Annotated in this window: 14 protein-coding genes; 6 read left to right on the top strand and 8 right to left on the bottom strand. The window is 51.3% G+C overall.

The features are described 5' to 3' along the window. Nucleotides 1-28: 28 nt before the first annotated feature. The 3 genes from L6442_RS04065 to L6442_RS04055 all read right to left on the bottom strand — a co-directional run bounded on the left by L6442_RS04065 (nt 29) and on the right by L6442_RS04055 (nt 2,732). A complete protein-coding gene (locus L6442_RS04065; protein ID WP_194235070.1) occupies nt 29-349 on the bottom strand; it encodes a hypothetical protein in 321 nt (106 codons plus the stop codon). Nucleotides 350-547: 198 nt separating this feature from the next. After that, nucleotides 548-1,642 carry a D-alanine--D-alanine ligase gene (locus L6442_RS04060; RefSeq protein ID WP_212980242.1) on the bottom strand — a complete coding sequence of 365 codons (1,095 nt, stop codon included), beginning with the start codon at nt 1,640-1,642 and terminating at the stop codon, nt 548-550. Between the two features lie 73 nt (nt 1,643-1,715). Beyond that, nucleotides 1,716-2,732, bottom strand: a complete 1,017-nt coding sequence (locus L6442_RS04055; RefSeq protein WP_194235068.1) for an amidase domain-containing protein — start codon at nt 2,730-2,732, stop codon at nt 1,716-1,718. Nucleotides 2,733-3,181: 449 nt separating this feature from the next. On the opposite strand from L6442_RS04055, the gene acnA reads away from it, so the two are divergent. Continuing rightward, nucleotides 3,182-5,896 carry an aconitate hydratase AcnA gene (gene acnA / locus L6442_RS04050; protein ID WP_212980243.1) on the top strand — a complete coding sequence of 905 codons (2,715 nt, stop codon included), beginning with the start codon at nt 3,182-3,184 and terminating at the stop codon, nt 5,894-5,896. Between the two features lie 1,007 nt (nt 5,897-6,903). On the opposite strand, the gene L6442_RS04045 is transcribed toward acnA, so the two are convergent. The 4 genes from L6442_RS04045 to L6442_RS04030 form a co-directional block, all read right to left on the bottom strand. Continuing rightward, nucleotides 6,904-7,881: a hypothetical protein gene (locus L6442_RS04045; protein ID WP_212980244.1), complete on the bottom strand. Its 978-nt coding sequence runs from the start codon at nt 7,879-7,881 to the stop codon at nt 6,904-6,906. A 15-nt stretch (nt 7,882-7,896) separates the two neighbouring features. After that, the gene (locus L6442_RS04040) at nt 7,897-8,895 is read right to left on the bottom strand and encodes a cysteine peptidase family C39 domain-containing protein (RefSeq protein ID WP_212980245.1); all 999 of its coding nucleotides are present in this window, start codon (nt 8,893-8,895) and stop codon (nt 7,897-7,899) included. Next, entirely contained in the window at nt 8,895-9,806 is a 912-nt protein-coding gene (locus L6442_RS04035; protein WP_212980246.1) for a helix-turn-helix transcriptional regulator, read from the bottom strand. Before L6442_RS04035 ends, L6442_RS04040 begins: the two co-directional genes overlap by 1 nt. A gap of 151 nt (nt 9,807-9,957) precedes the next feature. Next, nucleotides 9,958-10,152, bottom strand: a complete 195-nt coding sequence (locus L6442_RS04030) for a hypothetical protein (RefSeq protein ID WP_212980247.1) — start codon at nt 10,150-10,152, stop codon at nt 9,958-9,960. Nucleotides 10,153-10,424: 272 nt separating this feature from the next. Between L6442_RS04030 and L6442_RS04025 the strand changes: the two genes are divergently transcribed. The 5 genes from L6442_RS04025 to L6442_RS04005 all read left to right on the top strand — a co-directional run bounded on the left by L6442_RS04025 (nt 10,425) and on the right by L6442_RS04005 (nt 16,780). Next, on the top strand, nt 10,425-10,571 hold the full coding sequence (locus L6442_RS04025) for a hypothetical protein (RefSeq protein WP_194235062.1): 147 nt from the start codon (nt 10,425-10,427) through the stop codon (nt 10,569-10,571). Nucleotides 10,572-11,327: 756 nt separating this feature from the next. Beyond that, nucleotides 11,328-11,729: a GntR family transcriptional regulator gene (locus tag L6442_RS04020; RefSeq protein ID WP_212980248.1), complete on the top strand. Its 402-nt coding sequence runs from the start codon at nt 11,328-11,330 to the stop codon at nt 11,727-11,729. Continuing rightward, entirely contained in the window at nt 11,726-12,823 is a 1,098-nt protein-coding gene (locus L6442_RS04015; RefSeq protein WP_212980249.1) for a DUF1648 domain-containing protein, read from the top strand. The genes L6442_RS04020 and L6442_RS04015 overlap by 4 nt, the downstream gene beginning before the upstream one ends. A gap of 196 nt (nt 12,824-13,019) precedes the next feature. Further along, nucleotides 13,020-14,663, top strand: a complete 1,644-nt coding sequence (locus L6442_RS04010) for an alpha/beta hydrolase family protein (RefSeq protein WP_212980250.1) — start codon at nt 13,020-13,022, stop codon at nt 14,661-14,663. Between the two features lie 119 nt (nt 14,664-14,782). Then, nucleotides 14,783-16,780, top strand: a complete 1,998-nt coding sequence (locus tag L6442_RS04005) for a S9 family peptidase (RefSeq protein WP_212980251.1) — start codon at nt 14,783-14,785, stop codon at nt 16,778-16,780. 62 nt (nt 16,781-16,842) lie between these two features. Here L6442_RS04005 and L6442_RS04000 read toward each other — a convergent pair whose 3' ends face one another. Continuing rightward, nucleotides 16,843-17,583, bottom strand: a complete 741-nt coding sequence (locus L6442_RS04000; protein ID WP_212980252.1) for an IclR family transcriptional regulator — start codon at nt 17,581-17,583, stop codon at nt 16,843-16,845. Between the last annotated feature and the right edge of the window lie 181 nt (nt 17,584-17,764).

Here is a 17,764-nt window from a genome sequence, read left to right as displayed (position 1 = left end):
TCCTTATGGTCTCATTGTTGATAACACCTTAAGGATTATGTTCTCCAAAAAACATTTCGTAAGCCAAATTCGTCTGAATCCGCGACTCTTCCTCATTCAGCTTGCGGATCAGTTCCATCTCGACTTCGGTAACTTCCTGTCCCTGAAAATTGATTTCGGCGATGCAGCCCATGATTTTAACGATCGCTACCGCAACATTATCCGGCGTATAGGCGATCACCTTTTGCCCGGTAGGAAATACGCGCAGGCCCTGCTTGACCATTTTACCGCGCCCGTATTCCAGAAGCTCGTACAGCTCCTGCTCGCTTTTGAATTTGCACACGGAGTTGAATTCCGTTTGAAATCCCATCCATACACCTTCCTTTCTTTGATTGAAAAGATGCCCGGCCACTTGCTGCCGCCGGCCGGACACTTTTTGAGCGCGATCAAAAAAAATAATAGACAATCCGATTTGCGAAAAAGCAGCGTAATGACGGGCTTTTCCCGTGCAAATCCGACTCGCTTTTTTTGATCGCGCCTAGATCGCTGCAATATCTAATAAACGCTGTTACGGCTCATTGGTGTAGCTTAAAGCCTGTTTGCTCTCGTAACGCTCCAAGGCCAGCTCGATCATTCGGTCAAGAAGCGATTGATAACCGAGCCCCGTCTCCCGCCACAAGAGCGGATACATGCTGTACGGGGTAAAACCCGGCATCGTATTGACTTCGTTGATAAGAATGGCTCCGTCGGATTTGCGGATGAAGAAGTCGGCCCGGGTAATGCCGCTGCCTTCAATCGCCTGAAACGCAATCAGAGCCGCCTCGCGAAGGCGGTCAGCCACCTCGGAATCGAGAAGCGCCGGAATGATCATCTCCGATTGTCCGTCGGTATATTTTGCCGCATAGTCATAGTAATCCGCGGAGGATACGATCTCCCCGGGTACCGAAGCCATCGGTTCCTGGTTGCCAAGAACGGCCACCTCCACTTCGCGAGCATCCACGAATTCCTCAACAATCACTTTAACGTCATACCGGAAGGCCAACTCCACCGCACGTTCAAGCTCATCGCGGTTTCTGGCTTTGGAAATCCCTACGCTGGATCCAAGGTTGGCCGGTTTGATGAAGCATGGGTAGCCCAAATCGTCTTCAACGCCCATGATCAGATTAAAGCTGTTACGTTCCCACTGGGATTTGGTAAAGTAACGGAAGCCGCATTGCGGAAGACCGGCCTGTGCGAACAGCTTTTTCATCACGACCTTATCCATGCCGGCCGCAGAAGCCAGCACCCCCGCGCCCACGTATGGAATGTTCGCCATTTCGAACAATCCCTGGATCGTTCCGTCTTCGCCAAAGGTTCCGTGAAGAAGCGGAAACATCAAATCCACCGCGGCTTCCCCGCCATACAAGCGGCTGAAAATCGCGCTGAGCGCTCCTTCGGTTCCTTCGCTGCCATGCTCCAGTTTGAGCTTCTCTACTTTATCCAGCGGCGCCGACATCTTGCCGCCCTTTCTCCATTCCCCTTGTTTCGTGATGTAGAACGGAATCAGCTCGTATTTATCGTAATCGAAGGCGTTCATGACCGCAAAAGCCGTTTGCAGCGACACCTCATGCTCGCCAGATTTGCCGCCGTATACAAGCCCTACGGTTATCTTGTTGTTCCCCATGCCTAACCTCTCTCTTTTTCACTGTATTGCAGGTTGTTCCTGCTGCTGTTGCTCATATAACCATTATAACGCTCTAGAAGTAGTCCGGAATATGCAAAAATCGGTATACGGTATTTTCGGTCCATGCATAGGAATCCTTATAATCCCAATAACGGTGTTTGCTGCTGACGGTATGTGCGTTTACCAGCGGCTGTCCGCCGGCGTCGAAAGCGGTCACAATTGTCGAATGTTGAAAGGACCCGTTTCCGTCCCAGTCATAAAAAATGACATCGCCCAGCATAAGCTGCTCCGGACGTTCCACCACCTCGCCGCGGACTCCCCAGGCGCTCGCCGTAAGGTGAGCCGCAAGTGCGTTGGAGACTGCCCAGCTGTAACTCCACCATTCCTTCCCGCCGACATATCCTTTGTACCACCAGCCCGCTTCTCTTTTACCAGTATAGTTGATCGGCGCATCCCCTGCAAAGAGACATTGCGAGATATAATTCGTGCAATCCACGTCGAATTCGGTGAACTCCGGATTATAGGAATTCCACCACTTATCGGCATACGCCGCGGCTACCTCGCGCCGATACTTGATTGACTTGCGTCCGGGTCCGCCCCCTTGAAGAATATACGAATTCAGATAAGGCTGTGGACTGCCGCCTTGATGGTAAGCATGGTTTTGCGGTATTTCCGGCATATGTCCCCCTGCGGCTACGGGATGCTTTTCCGGCGAAAGATTTTCTATGGACACGATGACCCAATCATTCCCGTCGCGGATCAGCGTCAAGCGCTCTCTCTGGACCATTTCTTCCACATGGTTAACTCCGCCTTTTTCATAAAAAAGCTGTACATGCAATTGCACGTCAATGACAGCCTCTTCGGGAGTGTCCCGAATCGTCCTCAGCAGCTTGGCCCTCGTTTCGCTGCGCAGCGGCCGGGCTCCCCGCTCCGAATACCAATGCGAAAGACGGTAGGATCGGTCCGCCCTGGCCATCAAATATGCCGGATCGGTGATAACCTGCTGCATTTGCTGCGATCTGTAATCAATTTGATGTTGGTTATATTGATTCACATAGGTGTAGAGTGTCTGTTTCCATTCCTTATCCATCCGCTCTATTCCCCTCTCATTACCGTTAACTTGCAGCCGTTTGCCATCCTAAAGCAGCTTATACCCCTTTATGAAACGGCTTCTTGTATTACATATATGAAATGAAACGAGCCGCTATGAGCCGTAACTGAAGTTCAGGTTTTTTTCGGAGGCGGCAAGGAAAGAATGATTTACATCGGCCTATCCCTTTCCATTTATGGTTCCCGCCAAGGATTTAAGCTTCATCCAGAGGTTTGCCGGGTCCGGAAATCCTCCCTTTCGTTTCATATAAATAGACGCAAAAAGTTCTTTACTCACCGTCTTGTAAACGGTATACTAAAATCAAAGCTCACTATTTTGAAATTACGTTTCATCTAGTGAAACAAGGAACGGCAAAGTGATTGCCCTATCGCTTATCGCCATCCCACTGAAAATGTTCACATTGACCACATTCTTAAGGAGGTACATGTATGACAGCAAAGGATCAATTCTCCACCGTCCGCAGCTTGGAAGTCAGCGGCAAAACCTATCGATACCACAGTCTGCAGGCGCTTGAAGAACAAGGACTCGGCAACGTCTCCAAGCTCCCGTTCTCGATCAGAGTGCTTCTGGAAGCTGCTGTCCGCCAGTTCGACGGACGCGCCATTACCGAGGAGCATGTTAACCAGCTTGCAAAATGGAATGAAGGCCTTGGCCAAAACAAGGAAATCCCGTTCATTCCCGCTCGGATCGTGCTTCAAGACTTTACAGGCGTACCGGTTGTCGTTGACCTTGCGGCAATGCGCGACACCGTAAAGAAAGCCGGCGGGGATCCGAAGAAGATCAATCCGCTCGTACCGGTCGATCTGGTTATTGACCACTCCGTTATGGTCGACGCGTTCGGAACGCCAGAAGCGCTGAACTATAACATGAAAGTCGAATTTGAACGAAACGAAGAGCGCTACCGCTTCCTGCGCTGGGCGCAAACCGCATTCAACAATTTCCGCGCCGTTCCTCCGGCTACAGGCATTGTTCACCAGGTTAACCTGGAATATCTGGCATCGGTTGCAGCCACCAAAACGATTGACGGCGAAACCGTCGTATATCCAGACTCGCTCGTAGGCACGGACTCCCATACCACCATGATCAACGGTCTTGGCGTCGTAGGCTGGGGTGTTGGCGGGATCGAAGCCGAAGCAGGAATGCTCGGACAACCGCTGTATTTCGTGACTCCTGACGTTATCGGCTTTAAACTGACAGGCAGCCTGTCCGAAGGCGCTACGGCAACCGACCTGGCCCTGACCGTTACGCAAATGCTGCGTAAAAAAGGCGTTGTCGGCAAATTCGTCGAGTTCTTCGGCCCTGGATTGGCTAACATCAGCCTGGCAGACCGCGCTACGGTTGCGAACATGGCACCGGAATACGGCGCAACGATCGGCTTTTTCCCTGTCGACAGCGAAACATTGTCTTACTTGCGCAATACCGGCCGCTCCGAAGAGCAAATCGCGCTGGTTGAAGCTTACTATAAAGCGCAAGGCATGTTCCGCACCTCTGATACGGAAGATCCGGAATTCACGGACGTTATCGAACTGGATCTTGCTTCCGTCGTACCGAGCCTTGCCGGACCTAAACGTCCGCAAGACCGCATCGAATTGACGAACATGAAGCAATCCTTTAACGACATCATTCGTACGCCAATCGATAAAGGCGGCTACGGCCTCAGCGATGCCAAAATCGAAGAGAAAGTAACCGTGAAGCATCAAGACGGTACGACTAGCGAAATGAGCGCCGGCGCAGTCGTGATCGCAGCGATCACCAGCTGTACGAACACATCCAACCCAAGCGTTATGCTGGGTGCGGGCATTTTGGCGAAAAAAGCGGTTGAACGCGGCCTGAAAAAACCTGGCTACGTAAAAAGCAGCTTGACGCCAGGCTCCCTTGTCGTTACCGAATATCTGAAAAAAGCAGGCCTGCTGGAATCACTCGAAGCTCTCGGCTTCTATGTGGCAGGTTATGGCTGCGCGACATGTATCGGCAACTCCGGTCCGCTTCCGGATGAAGTCAGCCAAGCCATCACGGATAACGATATGACAGTCGCTGCAGTACTCTCCGGCAACCGTAACTTCGAAGGCCGCGTCCATGCGCAGGTTAAGGCCAACTACCTGGCTTCGCCTCCGCTCGTCGTTGCGTATGCCCTGGCCGGAACCGTCAACATCGATCTGCAAAACGATCCGATCGGTCACGACCAACAAGGCGAACCTGTCTATCTGAAAGATATCTGGCCAACTTCCGAAGAGATCAAAGAAGCGATCAACCTGTCGCTCAACGCGGAAATGTTCCGTCAAAAATACGCGAACGTATTTACCGCCAATGAACGCTGGAACGCGATTTCGGTTCCGGAAGGCGAGCTGTATGAGTGGGATGAAAAATCCACCTATATCCAAAATCCTCCGTTCTTCAAGAACCTGGGTACCGAACTGAACGACATTAATGACATCAAGGATGCCAATGTACTTGCCCTGCTCGGAGATTCCGTCACAACGGACCATATCTCTCCTGCCGGCAACATTTCGCCAACCAGCCCTGCAGGTTTGTACCTGAAAGAGCATGGCGTAGAACGCAAAGACTTCAACTCCTACGGCTCCCGCCGCGGCAACCATGAAGTCATGATGCGCGGCACCTTCGCCAACATCCGGATCCGCAACCAGGTAGCTCCTGGAACGGAAGGCGGCGTAACAACTTACCTGCCTACGGATGAAGTGATGTCCATTTATGACGCATCCATGAAATATCAGCAAGGCGACCGCAACCTCGTCGTAATCGCCGGCAAGGAATACGGTACAGGCAGCTCCCGCGACTGGGCGGCCAAAGGTACCTACCTCCTGGGTGTTAAAGCGGTTATCGCTGAAAGCTTCGAACGGATTCACCGCAGCAACCTCGTCGGCATGGGCGTCCTGCCATTGCAGTTCCAGGACGGACATGGCTGGAAGGACCTTGGCCTGACAGGCCGGGAAACATTCAGCATCAATGGGCTGAGCAATGATGTTAAACCAGGCCAGACCCTGACGGTGGTCGCAATCCGCGAAGACGGAACAAAATTCGAATTCCCGGTTACCGCACGTCTGGACAGCATGGTGGATGTGGACTACTACCACAACGGCGGCATTCTGCAAACCGTGCTTCGTCAAATGATCGCTAATCAATAATCTGTAACCAGGAACCAACTTACTGTTTCACGAAATGGCGGCACAAGAGATACGTCTTGTGCCGCCATTTTTATATGGATATATACGGTTTAAGCCGAGCTTAAGTCATTCTATAATGGCAAAATAGCCCCACAAAGTGTATCGGAAAGAAGTCCGACGCCTGAAGGGCGCTTTTGCGAAGCAAAAGTACTGAGAGTATCGGAAAGAAGTAAGGGCGCCTCTCAAAGAGGGGCGCTTTTGCGGAGCAAAAGTACGGAGTGGAACCTATGGCTTCGATGCTTATTCCAAATACTTTGCGGGGATCTTATTAAGAAAAACATCCGCTAAATGCGGCCTGTCTTCTTGGATAAGTTCGTTGACAGACGTTTTTCTTGTAGTAACTTTAATGTAGACGCACACGCAGTTTTTCGATTGGCTTGTTGCAGAAAAATTAGCTGCAGATCATCGCAAAGCAGCAGTTTTTCTTTTTTCGATTTCGGAAACATCGTGATAGGACTTGCTAGTTAAATCCGCGAGGGAAAGCCTGCAAATCTGCATCTTTTTCCGCCGCCCTATCGCTTTCACAAGAAAAAGCCTGCAAAAATGCAGGCTTTTTCAGTCATATCTGCCAAATATGTATATTTGAGCTGGAAAGGATGCAGAATCGCAGGGATTTACTTATTTTACCTATAGAACAATGAAAAAAGATGTACTTCTGCATCTTTCCTTTTCCGAACCGCCGAACTGCCCTCTAATGACACGCTTCATTCAACCAAACTGCTCACGGTCTTTTTTTATATTTCAAGTTTCACTTTTAAATCAGTGCCGGGCAGCTATTTACCGGTGTGCCCTGTCCATTACACATAACATATCCGATGAGGCTCTCTTCAAATGTTTGTCAAGCTTTGCTCAGGCTTTACGGGATATCCAACCGGCACCAGCATCGCGGCTGCGTATGGCTCCACCCCTTAATGCGAGAGGTTTCTTCGTACCGCGCGGTGCGGCGTTGCATGACGGATGTCCACCGCCTACCTAAGCCCGACATGTTCAAAGCGGTTGCCGATCCGTTCGCGCATAAATCCTTTAATGCAGTCGATTCCCTCCTGCTCCGACCTCTGCGCCTCAGCGAACAAGTGGACAAGCTCCTGCCTAACTCCCTGCTCGGACCAATCTTCCATTCCCCCCCTCGCGACGGCGTCCAGTACATCATGAAATAAAGCTGCGGTTCTGCCGTAAGCTGCAGCCGCCGAACGAAGCTGCGGCCACAGCGAATGAAGCTTATCCATATATTCGCTGATGTCGCTTTTGGCGCAAGCATAACACTGAAACACCTCTCCGGCCTGAATGGGATCAAATTCCCCGGTGCGTAACGCCTGCTTGATTGCCTCATAGGCTTCGGAGCCGCAAGCATAGTCCGCTTCAGGAAGCATCAGATCATGCATTTCCCATTTATAGACAGCCTGCATTAAAGATTCCTTATATACTTCAATAGGATCAAGGTCAATCTTATCTTCGAACACCTGGTAATACCAATATGGAGAGCTGTTCCGTCCGAATTCGCCGTAAGAAAGCGGCTGCAGTACGCGTCCGGAACCATCGTCATAATATAGCATTCCGGCTTGGTCGTCATAACCTGCGGCTGTTACAAATCCGTCCTTCCAGAATATCGCCCCGACGTCCCGGTCTATAGCTGCTTTCAGGTCCGATATCGCCTGCTCCCGATATAAAGGAAACGTAGGATGGAAGGAGAAGCCGGCAGCTGACGAGGCTGTGACGCCCAAAAAATCCGCGGCAAGGAAATTTTCCGCCACCCAGTTGTATGCCGTCGCCGATTCGGAGGTTAACCGCCGATGAACCGCCAGGCGAAAGCCGGTCACGGTCATGCCGGATAATTCCGCTTTGGAATACGCCGTCCAGCCGGCATGGGATAACACCGCATGCATGGCATCGATATAAGATCTGCAATCGATCGTCATATGCAAATCACGGATTATTTTTGTCCCCATCCCCTTTTCTCCTCCTTACCTCGCGGTATGCAGCCCCCAGCGGGGGACCGTTGTTCTTTGCAAGTCGGGATACCGGCCCGAAACTTGTTTGAAGATGTCCGTCGCTTGCTCTTCCATCATCCGAGCCTCTTTCAGCATGGCAACCAAAGCCGGGATGTCCCCCCGGTTCACCTTCCGTCCATCCGTCCCGCTGCCAATCCACAGATCCAGGCCTCCGGTCATGTCCACAAGCTTGCTGTAGCATAAGCCGGCCTCTCGCAAATCCGGGAAAAACGAAACGGCTTCCTGCAAAAACAACATAATCTCTTTTCGCGAAACCCTGAACGTATCCAAAATATACACCGCGCCGAATTCATCATAATCTCCTTGCTCCAAGGCCTGAATCAAATAGGCGTATGCCAGCCTTCCCGATGCAATGTCTTGATTCGGCATGACCGGATAAGGCTTCTCCCATTCGTCCATCGCTAATCGCAGCGCTTCAAGGACCATATCCTTCGCAGGAATTTCTACGTTCTCCCCAAAAATCTGCGCACACCAAAATGGGGTAAAGTTAATGCCAAAATTATCATACAGAAGAATGCGGCTTTCACTGGAATGCCCATCCAGCACATAAAAAATCCGGTCATCATCATCATAGCCGTGAATGACTCCAAACTCTGGAATCCAATAGATTGCTCCAAGCCCTGCATCGATGCTGGATTTGATCCACTGCACGGCCTCCTGCTGATAATGCTGGAAGGTAGGGTGCCGCGTTCGGCCGCCATCTGTAACCGTATAAACGCCCAAACTGTCGGCAGCACGCTTATGGACTATCCCCCACTGCCCGTAAGCCGTCACGGAAAAGGAAAGCAGCCGCTTATGCACCGTAAAAATAAACGCCATGCCGCTCAGTGCGGACAGCATAAATTTCGGACCTTTAAATCGTCCGGCAGCGGTTAACACAGCATACAAACTGTCGGTATAGGACTTGGACTCTCTTTGCACCACCAGATCATGAAGAATGACTTCGCCCATCAACTTTCCTCCTCTCCGTCCAAGTGCTTCAAAACCTTCACGCATTGATCCTTAAACTTTGCTTTCAACCACTTCGGGGAATCAAGCCGCCGCCAAGGCGCAAGCAGAAGCTGCTGCATAAACGTATCCGCGTCATAGAAATCGATATCATAATGAAGCTCTCCCACCGGCCGGGCAGCGTATCCATACCATGAATCCTCACACAGCTCCGAATGCAGTTTGACGCGGGCTGTAAAAGGTTTAAGCGCCGGAGTGCCGCTCTGCTCGTAAATGTCGCCATTCAATTCATCTTCCACAAATACCCGCGACGTTATTTGCAAACTTATGATTTCGTCCAAACGAAATAAACGCAGGCGCTCACTGCCTGGAGCAAAAGCGGCAACGTAGTCGGCATTGTATTTGGATACCAGCTTCGTCGGGCAAATATCAAGCTGGATCTCTTCGCCTTCGTGCCGGTAATGAAGATGTACGATTTTTCGATGGGCAATCGCAAACGAAAGCTGTCCGCTAATTTGGATAAGATGCGGGTCCGCTTCAAAAAAGGGCAGGCGCCTTTCTGCCCCGTCCTCCTCTTCTCCCGCAAATTTGCCGAGCAGATGGGCAACCCGCTGTACGCCAGCCGGGTAATCGCTGCTGTACTGCCCATATTTCCGCGCCAAAAACTTCAGCACGCTCTTTTCTTCTTCCGTTATGTATAAATGCGGCAGCACGTACGTGGCGTCCTCGTAACAATACCCCCGATATTTGGCTATGTATAGGAGCGGAGCCCGCAGGGAAACGGTCAAATATTCAATATCCCGCTGCGCCTGCCTCCTGGATATTTCAAACTGGAGGGCCATATCTTTGCTGTTCGGATAATGTCCCTCCCTGATCATCTGGTCAAACCAATGAATTCGATGCATATTGCTCATCTCCGGCTGCCCCCTTATCTCAGGTAGAACCTTGCAGCTTAATTGAAGCATCAGTCCACTCACAGATTCAAGCCATTTTTTGGCATATCCGTTCCTTTAGAGCGCGGTACCCACGGTTTGCCACATTCAGCCATTTTTGTTGCGATGTTTATTATCTTGCTTGACCAACTGCATCGATTCTCCCCTGCTCGGCTTTGAAGCACTTCTTGCATACTTTAAGCTGTGTTCCATCCGCTGCAGTACGCGCATACAAAAGCTTGATCCGCGTGCTGCTGCAAACAGGACATGTCCCCCGGCCTCTGGACGGCAGGCTCCACAATGCGCGGCCTCTTTTTGTTTTTGCCATAATCATATCGACCTCCTTCCATCAATTGTTGCAAATCACATGCCCATTATAGAACATAAGATACGACATAAAATGTCGTATCAATTTATGTGCCAATTACGGCAATCTGCATCGCCAGTCCTAATTCCATGAATTGCTACAAAATAACCATGATTTTTCTCACATTATTGATAAAATGATGTTTGAAAGCAAAAAAGAGAGGGTAATGAAATAGTATAGAGCTGCGGTGGTTTAACCCTGACGCGGTGACGGACCTGTTAAAGGAGGAGAAAATGATGAATGTTCCGCAAATTATTCCCTTTCACCATGCCTACCCAAGACCTCAGGTCTTAACGCCGCAGAAGAAAAATTCCGACCAGCAAACGGTAACCTTCCAAGAAGTGCTTAAAAAGAAAATGAAGCAAAAAAACGGGCGGTAAACACCCGCTCGCGGCGGTCGCCATCATACGGCGTCATAATCGAGCGCAGAAGCATGCGCTTCTAGCGAAATTCGGCATATTCCTCCTTATGAGCGGCTTCCCCCTTCCTCTCATAAGATTAAATGTTAAAAAGAGTGTCTGCATACAGCAGCGCTCTTTTTTTAGGATTGCGGTTGGGTCTTCAGCAGTTCGGCGTCCCATCCTTTCTTAAAGTGCAGCTAACGAAACTGAGAAACCTTATACCCCCAAAAATGCTAACACAAAAAATGTAACGAAACTACATATCGTTAATCGAGCGAAATTGAGCGTTTTGGTTGTCTTTTTAGCTTAATAGCGAGTCCCAGTTTCCTTAGATTTATTAAAGGTCCCATATTGCCTTAATAGCGTTTCGTAGTTTCGTTAGAGTGCGTAAATGACCTCATTCCGCTCCCTTGTTCCGTTGTTCCGTTAGAGCCCATAGTTCTCCCTTTTAGACTTATATCCATTCCTTGCTCCGTTAGAGCTTACGAATCTCCCGTTTGAACTCATACCCATTCCTGTTCCATTAGAACTCGCAGATCTCTCCGTTTAGACTCATGCTCATTCCTTGTTCCGTTTTCGTAAAACACCAATTTGGCCTCGTAGCAATCTCATGCTTACATTAGCAATGATTCTAACGACCATGTTTATGGCCTCTTTACACCCTATTGTCCCATCTGTTATATTTGTAGTATAACAGTTACATTTTCAAAATTATGATTGAAAGAAGGGCTTTGTATGATCATCCGTCTGGATATGCAGTCGGATATTCCCATCTATGCACAACTGATGAACCAGATTATCGAGGGCATTGCCAGCGGAGAACTGAAACCCGGTGAAGATCTGCCCTCCGTGCGAAGTCTCGCATCGGATATCGGCGTCAATCTGCACACGATCAACAAAGCATATACGCTGCTCAAGCAGGAAGGTTTTATCCAAATCCACCGGCAAAAAGGAGTTGTCGTCAACCCTGACGGCATGCCGGGCATCACCCCGGACTATGAGCAAAAACAGGCGGAGCAGCTTAGACCACTGATTGCGGAAGCGATTTGCCGCGGCATGAATAAGGGACGTCTGCTCCAAATCGTAGAATCGCTTTATGAAGATATCCTGCATGGCAGAAAGGAGACAACATCATGATTTGGATATTAGCTTTAACGACGGTGGTCATGTTCATCCCGATCGCCATCTCGCTTGTGGTCATGCCGTTTCTCACCAGGGAAACCGTCAGCTTCGGCATATCGGTCAGCGAGGAAATGTACCACAGCCCGCAGCTGCGCCGGATGCGCAAGCAATATGCCTGGATAAGCGGCATTCTATACACCTTGCTGCTCACGGCATGCTTGTTCACGCTGCTGCAAACGGATGAGGGCGGTCAGTCCTATGCGCTGTCCTCGTATATTTTGATGATGGTCATAGGTTCCGCGGCAATCAATCTGGCGTTTTACCTGAGAATGAAAAAGGTCAAAGCTTCTTTTCCGCCCAATACGATTAAAAGCGGGAAAATCGCGGTGGATACCCGCTTTCGGAGCCATAAAATAACGATTTCCAACCGCTGGTTTGCACTCCATGCTGCCATCGCGCTGACCAGTGCCGCTCTGGCGCTTGCATATTACGACGAATTTCCCGCCACCCTCGCGATGAAGTTTGGATCGCATGGTGAAATCACCCATTCCGCAGCCAAATCACTGCAAGCGGTGCTGGCCCCCAACCTGACCCAGTTGGCCCTGATTGCATTGTTCATGTTCCTTAACCGGATGATCCACAAAAGCAAACAGCAAATCAACCCCGACCATCCGGAATTATCCGCGCGGCAAAATGCCGTTTTCAGGCTCCGTTGGTCTATGTTTAACGCCGTGGCCTGTATGATGATTGTTCTTCTGCTTTCGTTTATCCAGCTGAATATGAGATTTCAACTGCAGAGCGGCATCGTCATGCTTGTGTCCCTGCTATTCCCGTCCTTGATCATCATCATGGCTTTCGTTCTCTCATTGACGACCGGACAGGGGGGACGGCTCATCAACCGGACGTCTCCCGGGGGAGGCACTGCAGCTGTTGATGATGACCGCTACTGGAAGCTGGGCTTTGTCTATTACAACCCGAATGATCCGGCGCTGTTCGTAGAAAAACGGATGGGGATCGGCTGGACCGTTAACTTTGCCAGACCCGCCGCTTGGATGGTAACTGCCGGTATTTTGATCGCCGTGCTTGCCGCCATCTTCTTCGGGAAGTAGCCGGCTGCGGTGAAACTCTTCCACACATCAGGGATAGCCCCTAGCGCACGGTATGGCACAACATAACGGAGGACCGCCACCTCTCTGCATTAAAAAAGGGTTCACTGGCATCTGATATCTTAAGACAACATTCATCCGTGTTAAAGATGCCTTCAATATAAAGGAGAAATTCGATTTTCCTGAGGAGGAATATGAGATGAAGAAAAAAAACTCGCAGAAATTCTACAAAGCGGCCATTGCTTCCATGGTCCTGGCACTCTCCGTACCCGCCGTGGCAGCCGCAGCGGATTCCGGCAAAGAATCCTCATATGCGCCTGTGCGTGAGGTCGCAGCCAAGCTTGGCGCAAATGTGAAGTGGGATCAGGCCGCCCTTACCATCACGCTGACCAAAGGCGACGATAAGCTTCTTTTATTCAAGGGTATGTCCCACGGAATGTTCAATGGCAAGCGGGTAGAGCTTGGCAGCCAGGTGCGGGTGAATGACGGCAAAGCGACGGTCCCTTCCTCCGCGATTATCAATATTTTTGAGAAAAATGAAACCGAAAATAACGGCTCCGCTCCAGCTGCGCCCAATCAAACGGCTGATTTATTCCTGAAAGAGCTTCAAGCCGGCAACGGAGCCAAAGCGGCCGAGTACATGAGCCCCGCACTGGCAAAAGCTCTCCCGGTTCAGACCCTGAGCATGCTGTGGAGCAACTATGAACAGGTATACGGAAAAGCCGCTCCTGGAAATCCAGTAAAGACCGAGCAAAAAAACGCGATTCACCAGAATGTAACCTACACGGTGCAAACAAGCCAGACACCTCTGAACGTCACGCTCCGCCTGAATGCCGACGGGCTGGTTGACGATATGAACCTCTCGCCATCACCAGTCAACACCGGAGGATTCCAAAAACCGGCTTACGATAATCCTGCCGCTTATACGGAGCAGGAAGTGCGTGTCGGCACAGGCGATTTGGCCTTGCCCGGTACTTTAACCCTTCCGAAAGGGGATGGCCCCTTCCCTGCCGTTGTGCTTGTACAAGGCTCGGGGATGCATGACCGCGACAGTTCGTCCGGAGCGGTGAAGCCGATGCGCGATTTGGCCGTTGGCCTGGCCGCTAAAGGGATTGCCGTACTGCGTTATGACAAGATTACTTATGAACATACCTTTAAGGTGGCGGCAGACCCAAAATTCACGCTAAAAAGAGAAACGGTCGATGACGCACTCTCCGCGGTCAATCTGCTGAAGCAGACACCAAAAATCGATGCCAGCCGCATCTTTATCGCAGGTCACAGCCAAGGGGGCTTCGCCATACCGCTGATGATCGATGCCGACAAGGCTCATGATATCGCAGGCGCCATTTCGCTTTCCGGCCCAAGCTCCAAGTTTGCCGACGTGCTGATCGAACAGCAGCAGGAACTTATTGATCGCGTCAAAAAATTAGGACAGGACGCCGCTCCATACGAACAACAAGCAGCTGTCTGGACCGGCATTGCCAAACTCGTGAATGATCCGCAATACACGGTGGACCATATGCCGGAGAAATTCCCGCTTTCCCCTGCCTACTGGTGGTTTGAGCAGAAAAACTACAAACCAACCGATCTGGCGCAAAAACAACATACTCCGATGTTGATCCTGCAAGGGGAAAACGACTGGCAAGTAACGATGAAACAGTTCAATGAATGGAAAAGCGCGCTTCAAAAACGAAGCGACGTCGAATTCAAATCATATCCGAAAATGAACCATCTGCTCGTCGATTATGACGGCATCTCAATCGGTGCGGAATACGCCAAACCGGCTAACGTGTCATCCAAACTCATCACGGATATCGCCAGCTGGATTCAAAAGCAAAAATAAAATAATAGGGTGCAGGTATTCGGAAAATGATGCGCCTGGGTGGGTTGGAATTCTCCTCCAATCTCTGGGATAATGTACTCACAAGTCATTATTATGTTTTTCTTAAGGAGGTTTTGTGAATGAGTACGAAACGCATGATCACGTCCGAAGACCTGTACCGTATGCATTGGGTCAGCGACCCGGCAGTCTCTCCAGAAAGCGGTGCGACTGCATACATACTGAAATCGGTTAACGACAAGCAGGACGGATACATAACCCAAATCCGCCTGATCAAACCGGATGGCGGCGAGGACGTCCCATTTGCCGCCGGTGAACAGGATGCGGCCCCGCAATGGTCGCCCGACGGTTCCCAGCTGGCCTTTCTCCGTAAAAAGGGCGAAGCGAACCAAGTATGGCTGCTGCCCGCGCATGGCGGGGAAGCGCAAGTCGTTACCAGGCTCAAACATGGCGTAAGCGCGTTTAAATGGTCGCCTGACGGAACGGCGCTGCTGCTGAGAGCCGAGGCCCCTGATAATGCGGATGAAGCCGTAGACGGCATGTCCAAAGACGAAACCAAACGGCCCCAAGAGAAAATCGTGGACCGCATCCGCTGCAAAGCGGATGGAGTCGGCCTGCTGAATAACCGCAGAACTCATTTATTTATTTTTAATATCGCGTCAAAAAGCAGCGAGCAGCTTACGGACGGAGCTTTTGATATCGGCTCATTCGACTGGTCGCCTGACGGTACCCAAATCGCCTATACAACAAAGCTGCCAACCGAGGAGTTTGCCGACGCCGATCTCAGACCAACGAATGACCTGTATGTGATCAGCCGTGAAGGCGGGGAAGCCCGCCAGCTCACCGATGGGAAAATCAGGATTTCATTCATCAGCTTCATTCCTGACGGCAAGCAAATTCTGATGCTCGCAGATGACATGTCCTGCGGGTACGCGACATTGACACGCATTCATCTCATCCCTGCCGAGGGCGGAGAATACCGCGCATTGTACACGGATCTGGACATCCAACTCGGACACAGCTGTGTCAGCGACATGCGTTCAGGTGCGGGAACACCGCCTCTATACACTGCGGACCAAAAGTCAGTTTATATCCAGGTCACCCAAAACGGCCGCGTAGAAATCGCCCGCTTCGCTCTCGACGGCTCTGACTTTGAGATCGTCGCCGGGGGAGATCGTGAAATCTATCAATTCGCCCTGGCTCCGGATGGCAGCTTCGTATTTGCCGCTGCCGATCCGCTGAACCCAGGCGATTTGTACCGTATGGAACTATCCACAGGTGCCGAAACCCGCCTGACCGATTGCAACGGCGAGCTTTGGAGCGAGCTTGAGCTGAGCCTGCCGGAAGAATTCCAGTTCACGACAGGCGACGGCTGGCCGCTGCAGGGCTGGATTATCAAACCGGCCGGCTTCAAGGAGGGTACCAAGGTTCCCGCTGTGCTGGAAATCCACGGCGGACCGCAGGTCATGTACGGCCATACGTTTATGCATGAATTCCAACTGCTTGCCGCCGCAGGTTTTGCAGTCTTCTACACGAATCCGCGCGGTGGGCATGGCTATGGTCAAAAGCATGTCAACACCGTACGCGGCGACTATGGCGGACGCGATTTCCAGGATCTGATGGAAACGGTGGACCATGTTCTGGAACGTTTCCCCTTCGTCGACGGTTCCCGTCTCGGCGTAACCGGCGGCAGCTACGGCGGCTTTATGACCAACTGGATCGTAGGGCATACCGACCGCTTCCGGGCGGCCGTCACCCAGCGTTCCATCTCGAACTGGCTTTCGTTTTATGGCGTGAGCGATATCGGCTACCACTTTACCGAAGACCAGATCTGGGGCAATGCATGGGCTGATTTCGACAAGCTGTGGAAGCATTCGCCGCTCGCTTACGTGAAGAACGTGACCACGCCGCTTCTGATCCTGCATGGGGAACAGGACTTGCGCTGTCCGATCGAGCAAGGCGAGCAGCTGTTCGTGGCCCTGAAACGCCTCGGCAAGCAAACGCAGCTGATCCGCTTCCCTGAAGCGAACCACGATTTGTCGAGAAGCGGCAACCCTTACCTGCGTACAAGAAGACTCAGCCATATTGTGCGCTGGTTTGACGAACATATCGAAAAATAACACAAGGTATGGGAAAAGCCCGCCAGAGCCGTATTCACGGCCAGGCGGGCTTTTCATTATGTTTATATCATCAGGCCCATCTCATGGGCTGCTTCCTTCAACACAGGGGCAAATTCATGCAGCGTATCCGTTGAAATCCGGCTGACGGGCCCGGAGACAGACAATGCCGCCGCCACCACGCCGCTGCGGTTTACGATCGGCACAGCTACCGCAGCCGCTCCAGGCTCGCGTTCCTCAAAACTCGTCGCGTACCCCCGCCCCCGGATCTCCTCAAGCATGCGGAGATAACCGTCAAAGTCAGGCATGTCCGGCCAATCCGGGTCCTGAAACAGCTCCTGACGTTCCTCCTCCGGGGCAAAAGCGACAAGCACCTTACTGGAGGCACCGACGTACAAAGGCAGCCGTGCTCCAACCTGGGCCACTCTGCGAATAGCCTGGTTGCTCTGCACCGCCTGGATGCGCAATCTGTCTTTGCCATCCCGCAAATACAGGCTGACCGTTTCGCCAAGCCGATCACGCAGGCGTTCCATGGCCGGAAGAAGCAGCGCCGCAGGATCATCGCTCCTCGACAGATGCGTCGACAGCTCCCAGATTTTCAGTCCGAGGCGATACTTCTCCGTGGCAGCATCCCGCGACACAAACCCCTTCTCTTCAAGCGTCGCCATCAGGCGATGCACCGTGCTTTTATGAAGATGGATCTGACTGGCGATCTCCGTCAGTCCCAATTCGCTGCTTTTGGTAAAGCACATCAATATATCAAGCGCGCGCTCAACGGCGCGTACGGTCAATTTGCGGTCTTCCATTACCTGCTCCCGCCTCTCCATAGTGTTTCAACACATGAAACATGGTTACAATAATTATAAAAAATTCGGCGGTCAAAGTCTACTTTAATTGCATAAACCTTTCTTTTCATAGAAGACATGCAAATACCGGAAGCTGCAGAAAAACGTCTATCGATGCACTATACTAAGAAGACAGACCGCA

It is taken from the genome of Paenibacillus azoreducens, from assembly GCF_021654775.1.
Lineage (GTDB): Bacteria > Bacillota > Bacilli > Paenibacillales > Paenibacillaceae > Paenibacillus_AQ > Paenibacillus_AQ azoreducens.
The sequence above is the reverse complement of the archived record's forward strand: the minus strand, read 5'-3'. Positions and strand labels throughout refer to the sequence as shown.

What these genes read in the sequence shown, in the direction of transcription:
- L6442_RS04005 (WP_212980251.1), top strand. Translation starts at nt 14,783, where the DNA reads ATGAGTACGAAACGCATGATCACGTCCGAAGACCTGTACCGTATGCAT.
- L6442_RS04055 (WP_194235068.1), bottom strand. Translation starts at nt 2,732, where the DNA reads ATGGATAAGGAATGGAAACAGACACTCTACACCTATGTGAATCAATAT.
- L6442_RS04025 (WP_194235062.1), top strand. Translation starts at nt 10,425, where the DNA reads ATGATGAATGTTCCGCAAATTATTCCCTTTCACCATGCCTACCCAAGA.
- L6442_RS04040 (WP_212980245.1), bottom strand. Translation starts at nt 8,895, where the DNA reads ATGGGCGAAGTCATTCTTCATGATCTGGTGGTGCAAAGAGAGTCCAAG.
- L6442_RS04045 (WP_212980244.1), bottom strand. Translation starts at nt 7,881, where the DNA reads ATGGGGACAAAAATAATCCGTGATTTGCATATGACGATCGATTGCAGA.
- L6442_RS04000 (WP_212980252.1), bottom strand. Translation starts at nt 17,583, where the DNA reads ATGGAAGACCGCAAATTGACCGTACGCGCCGTTGAGCGCGCGCTTGAT.
- acnA (WP_212980243.1), top strand. Translation starts at nt 3,182, where the DNA reads ATGACAGCAAAGGATCAATTCTCCACCGTCCGCAGCTTGGAAGTCAGC.
- L6442_RS04060 (WP_212980242.1), bottom strand. Translation starts at nt 1,642, where the DNA reads ATGGGGAACAACAAGATAACCGTAGGGCTTGTATACGGCGGCAAATCT.
- L6442_RS04015 (WP_212980249.1), top strand. Translation starts at nt 11,726, where the DNA reads ATGATTTGGATATTAGCTTTAACGACGGTGGTCATGTTCATCCCGATC.
- L6442_RS04030 (WP_212980247.1), bottom strand. Translation starts at nt 10,152, where the DNA reads ATGGCAAAAACAAAAAGAGGCCGCGCATTGTGGAGCCTGCCGTCCAGA.
- L6442_RS04010 (WP_212980250.1), top strand. Translation starts at nt 13,020, where the DNA reads ATGAAGAAAAAAAACTCGCAGAAATTCTACAAAGCGGCCATTGCTTCC.
- L6442_RS04035 (WP_212980246.1), bottom strand. Translation starts at nt 9,806, where the DNA reads ATGAGCAATATGCATCGAATTCATTGGTTTGACCAGATGATCAGGGAG.
- L6442_RS04020 (WP_212980248.1), top strand. Translation starts at nt 11,328, where the DNA reads ATGATCATCCGTCTGGATATGCAGTCGGATATTCCCATCTATGCACAA.
- L6442_RS04065 (WP_194235070.1), bottom strand. Translation starts at nt 349, where the DNA reads ATGGGATTTCAAACGGAATTCAACTCCGTGTGCAAATTCAAAAGCGAG.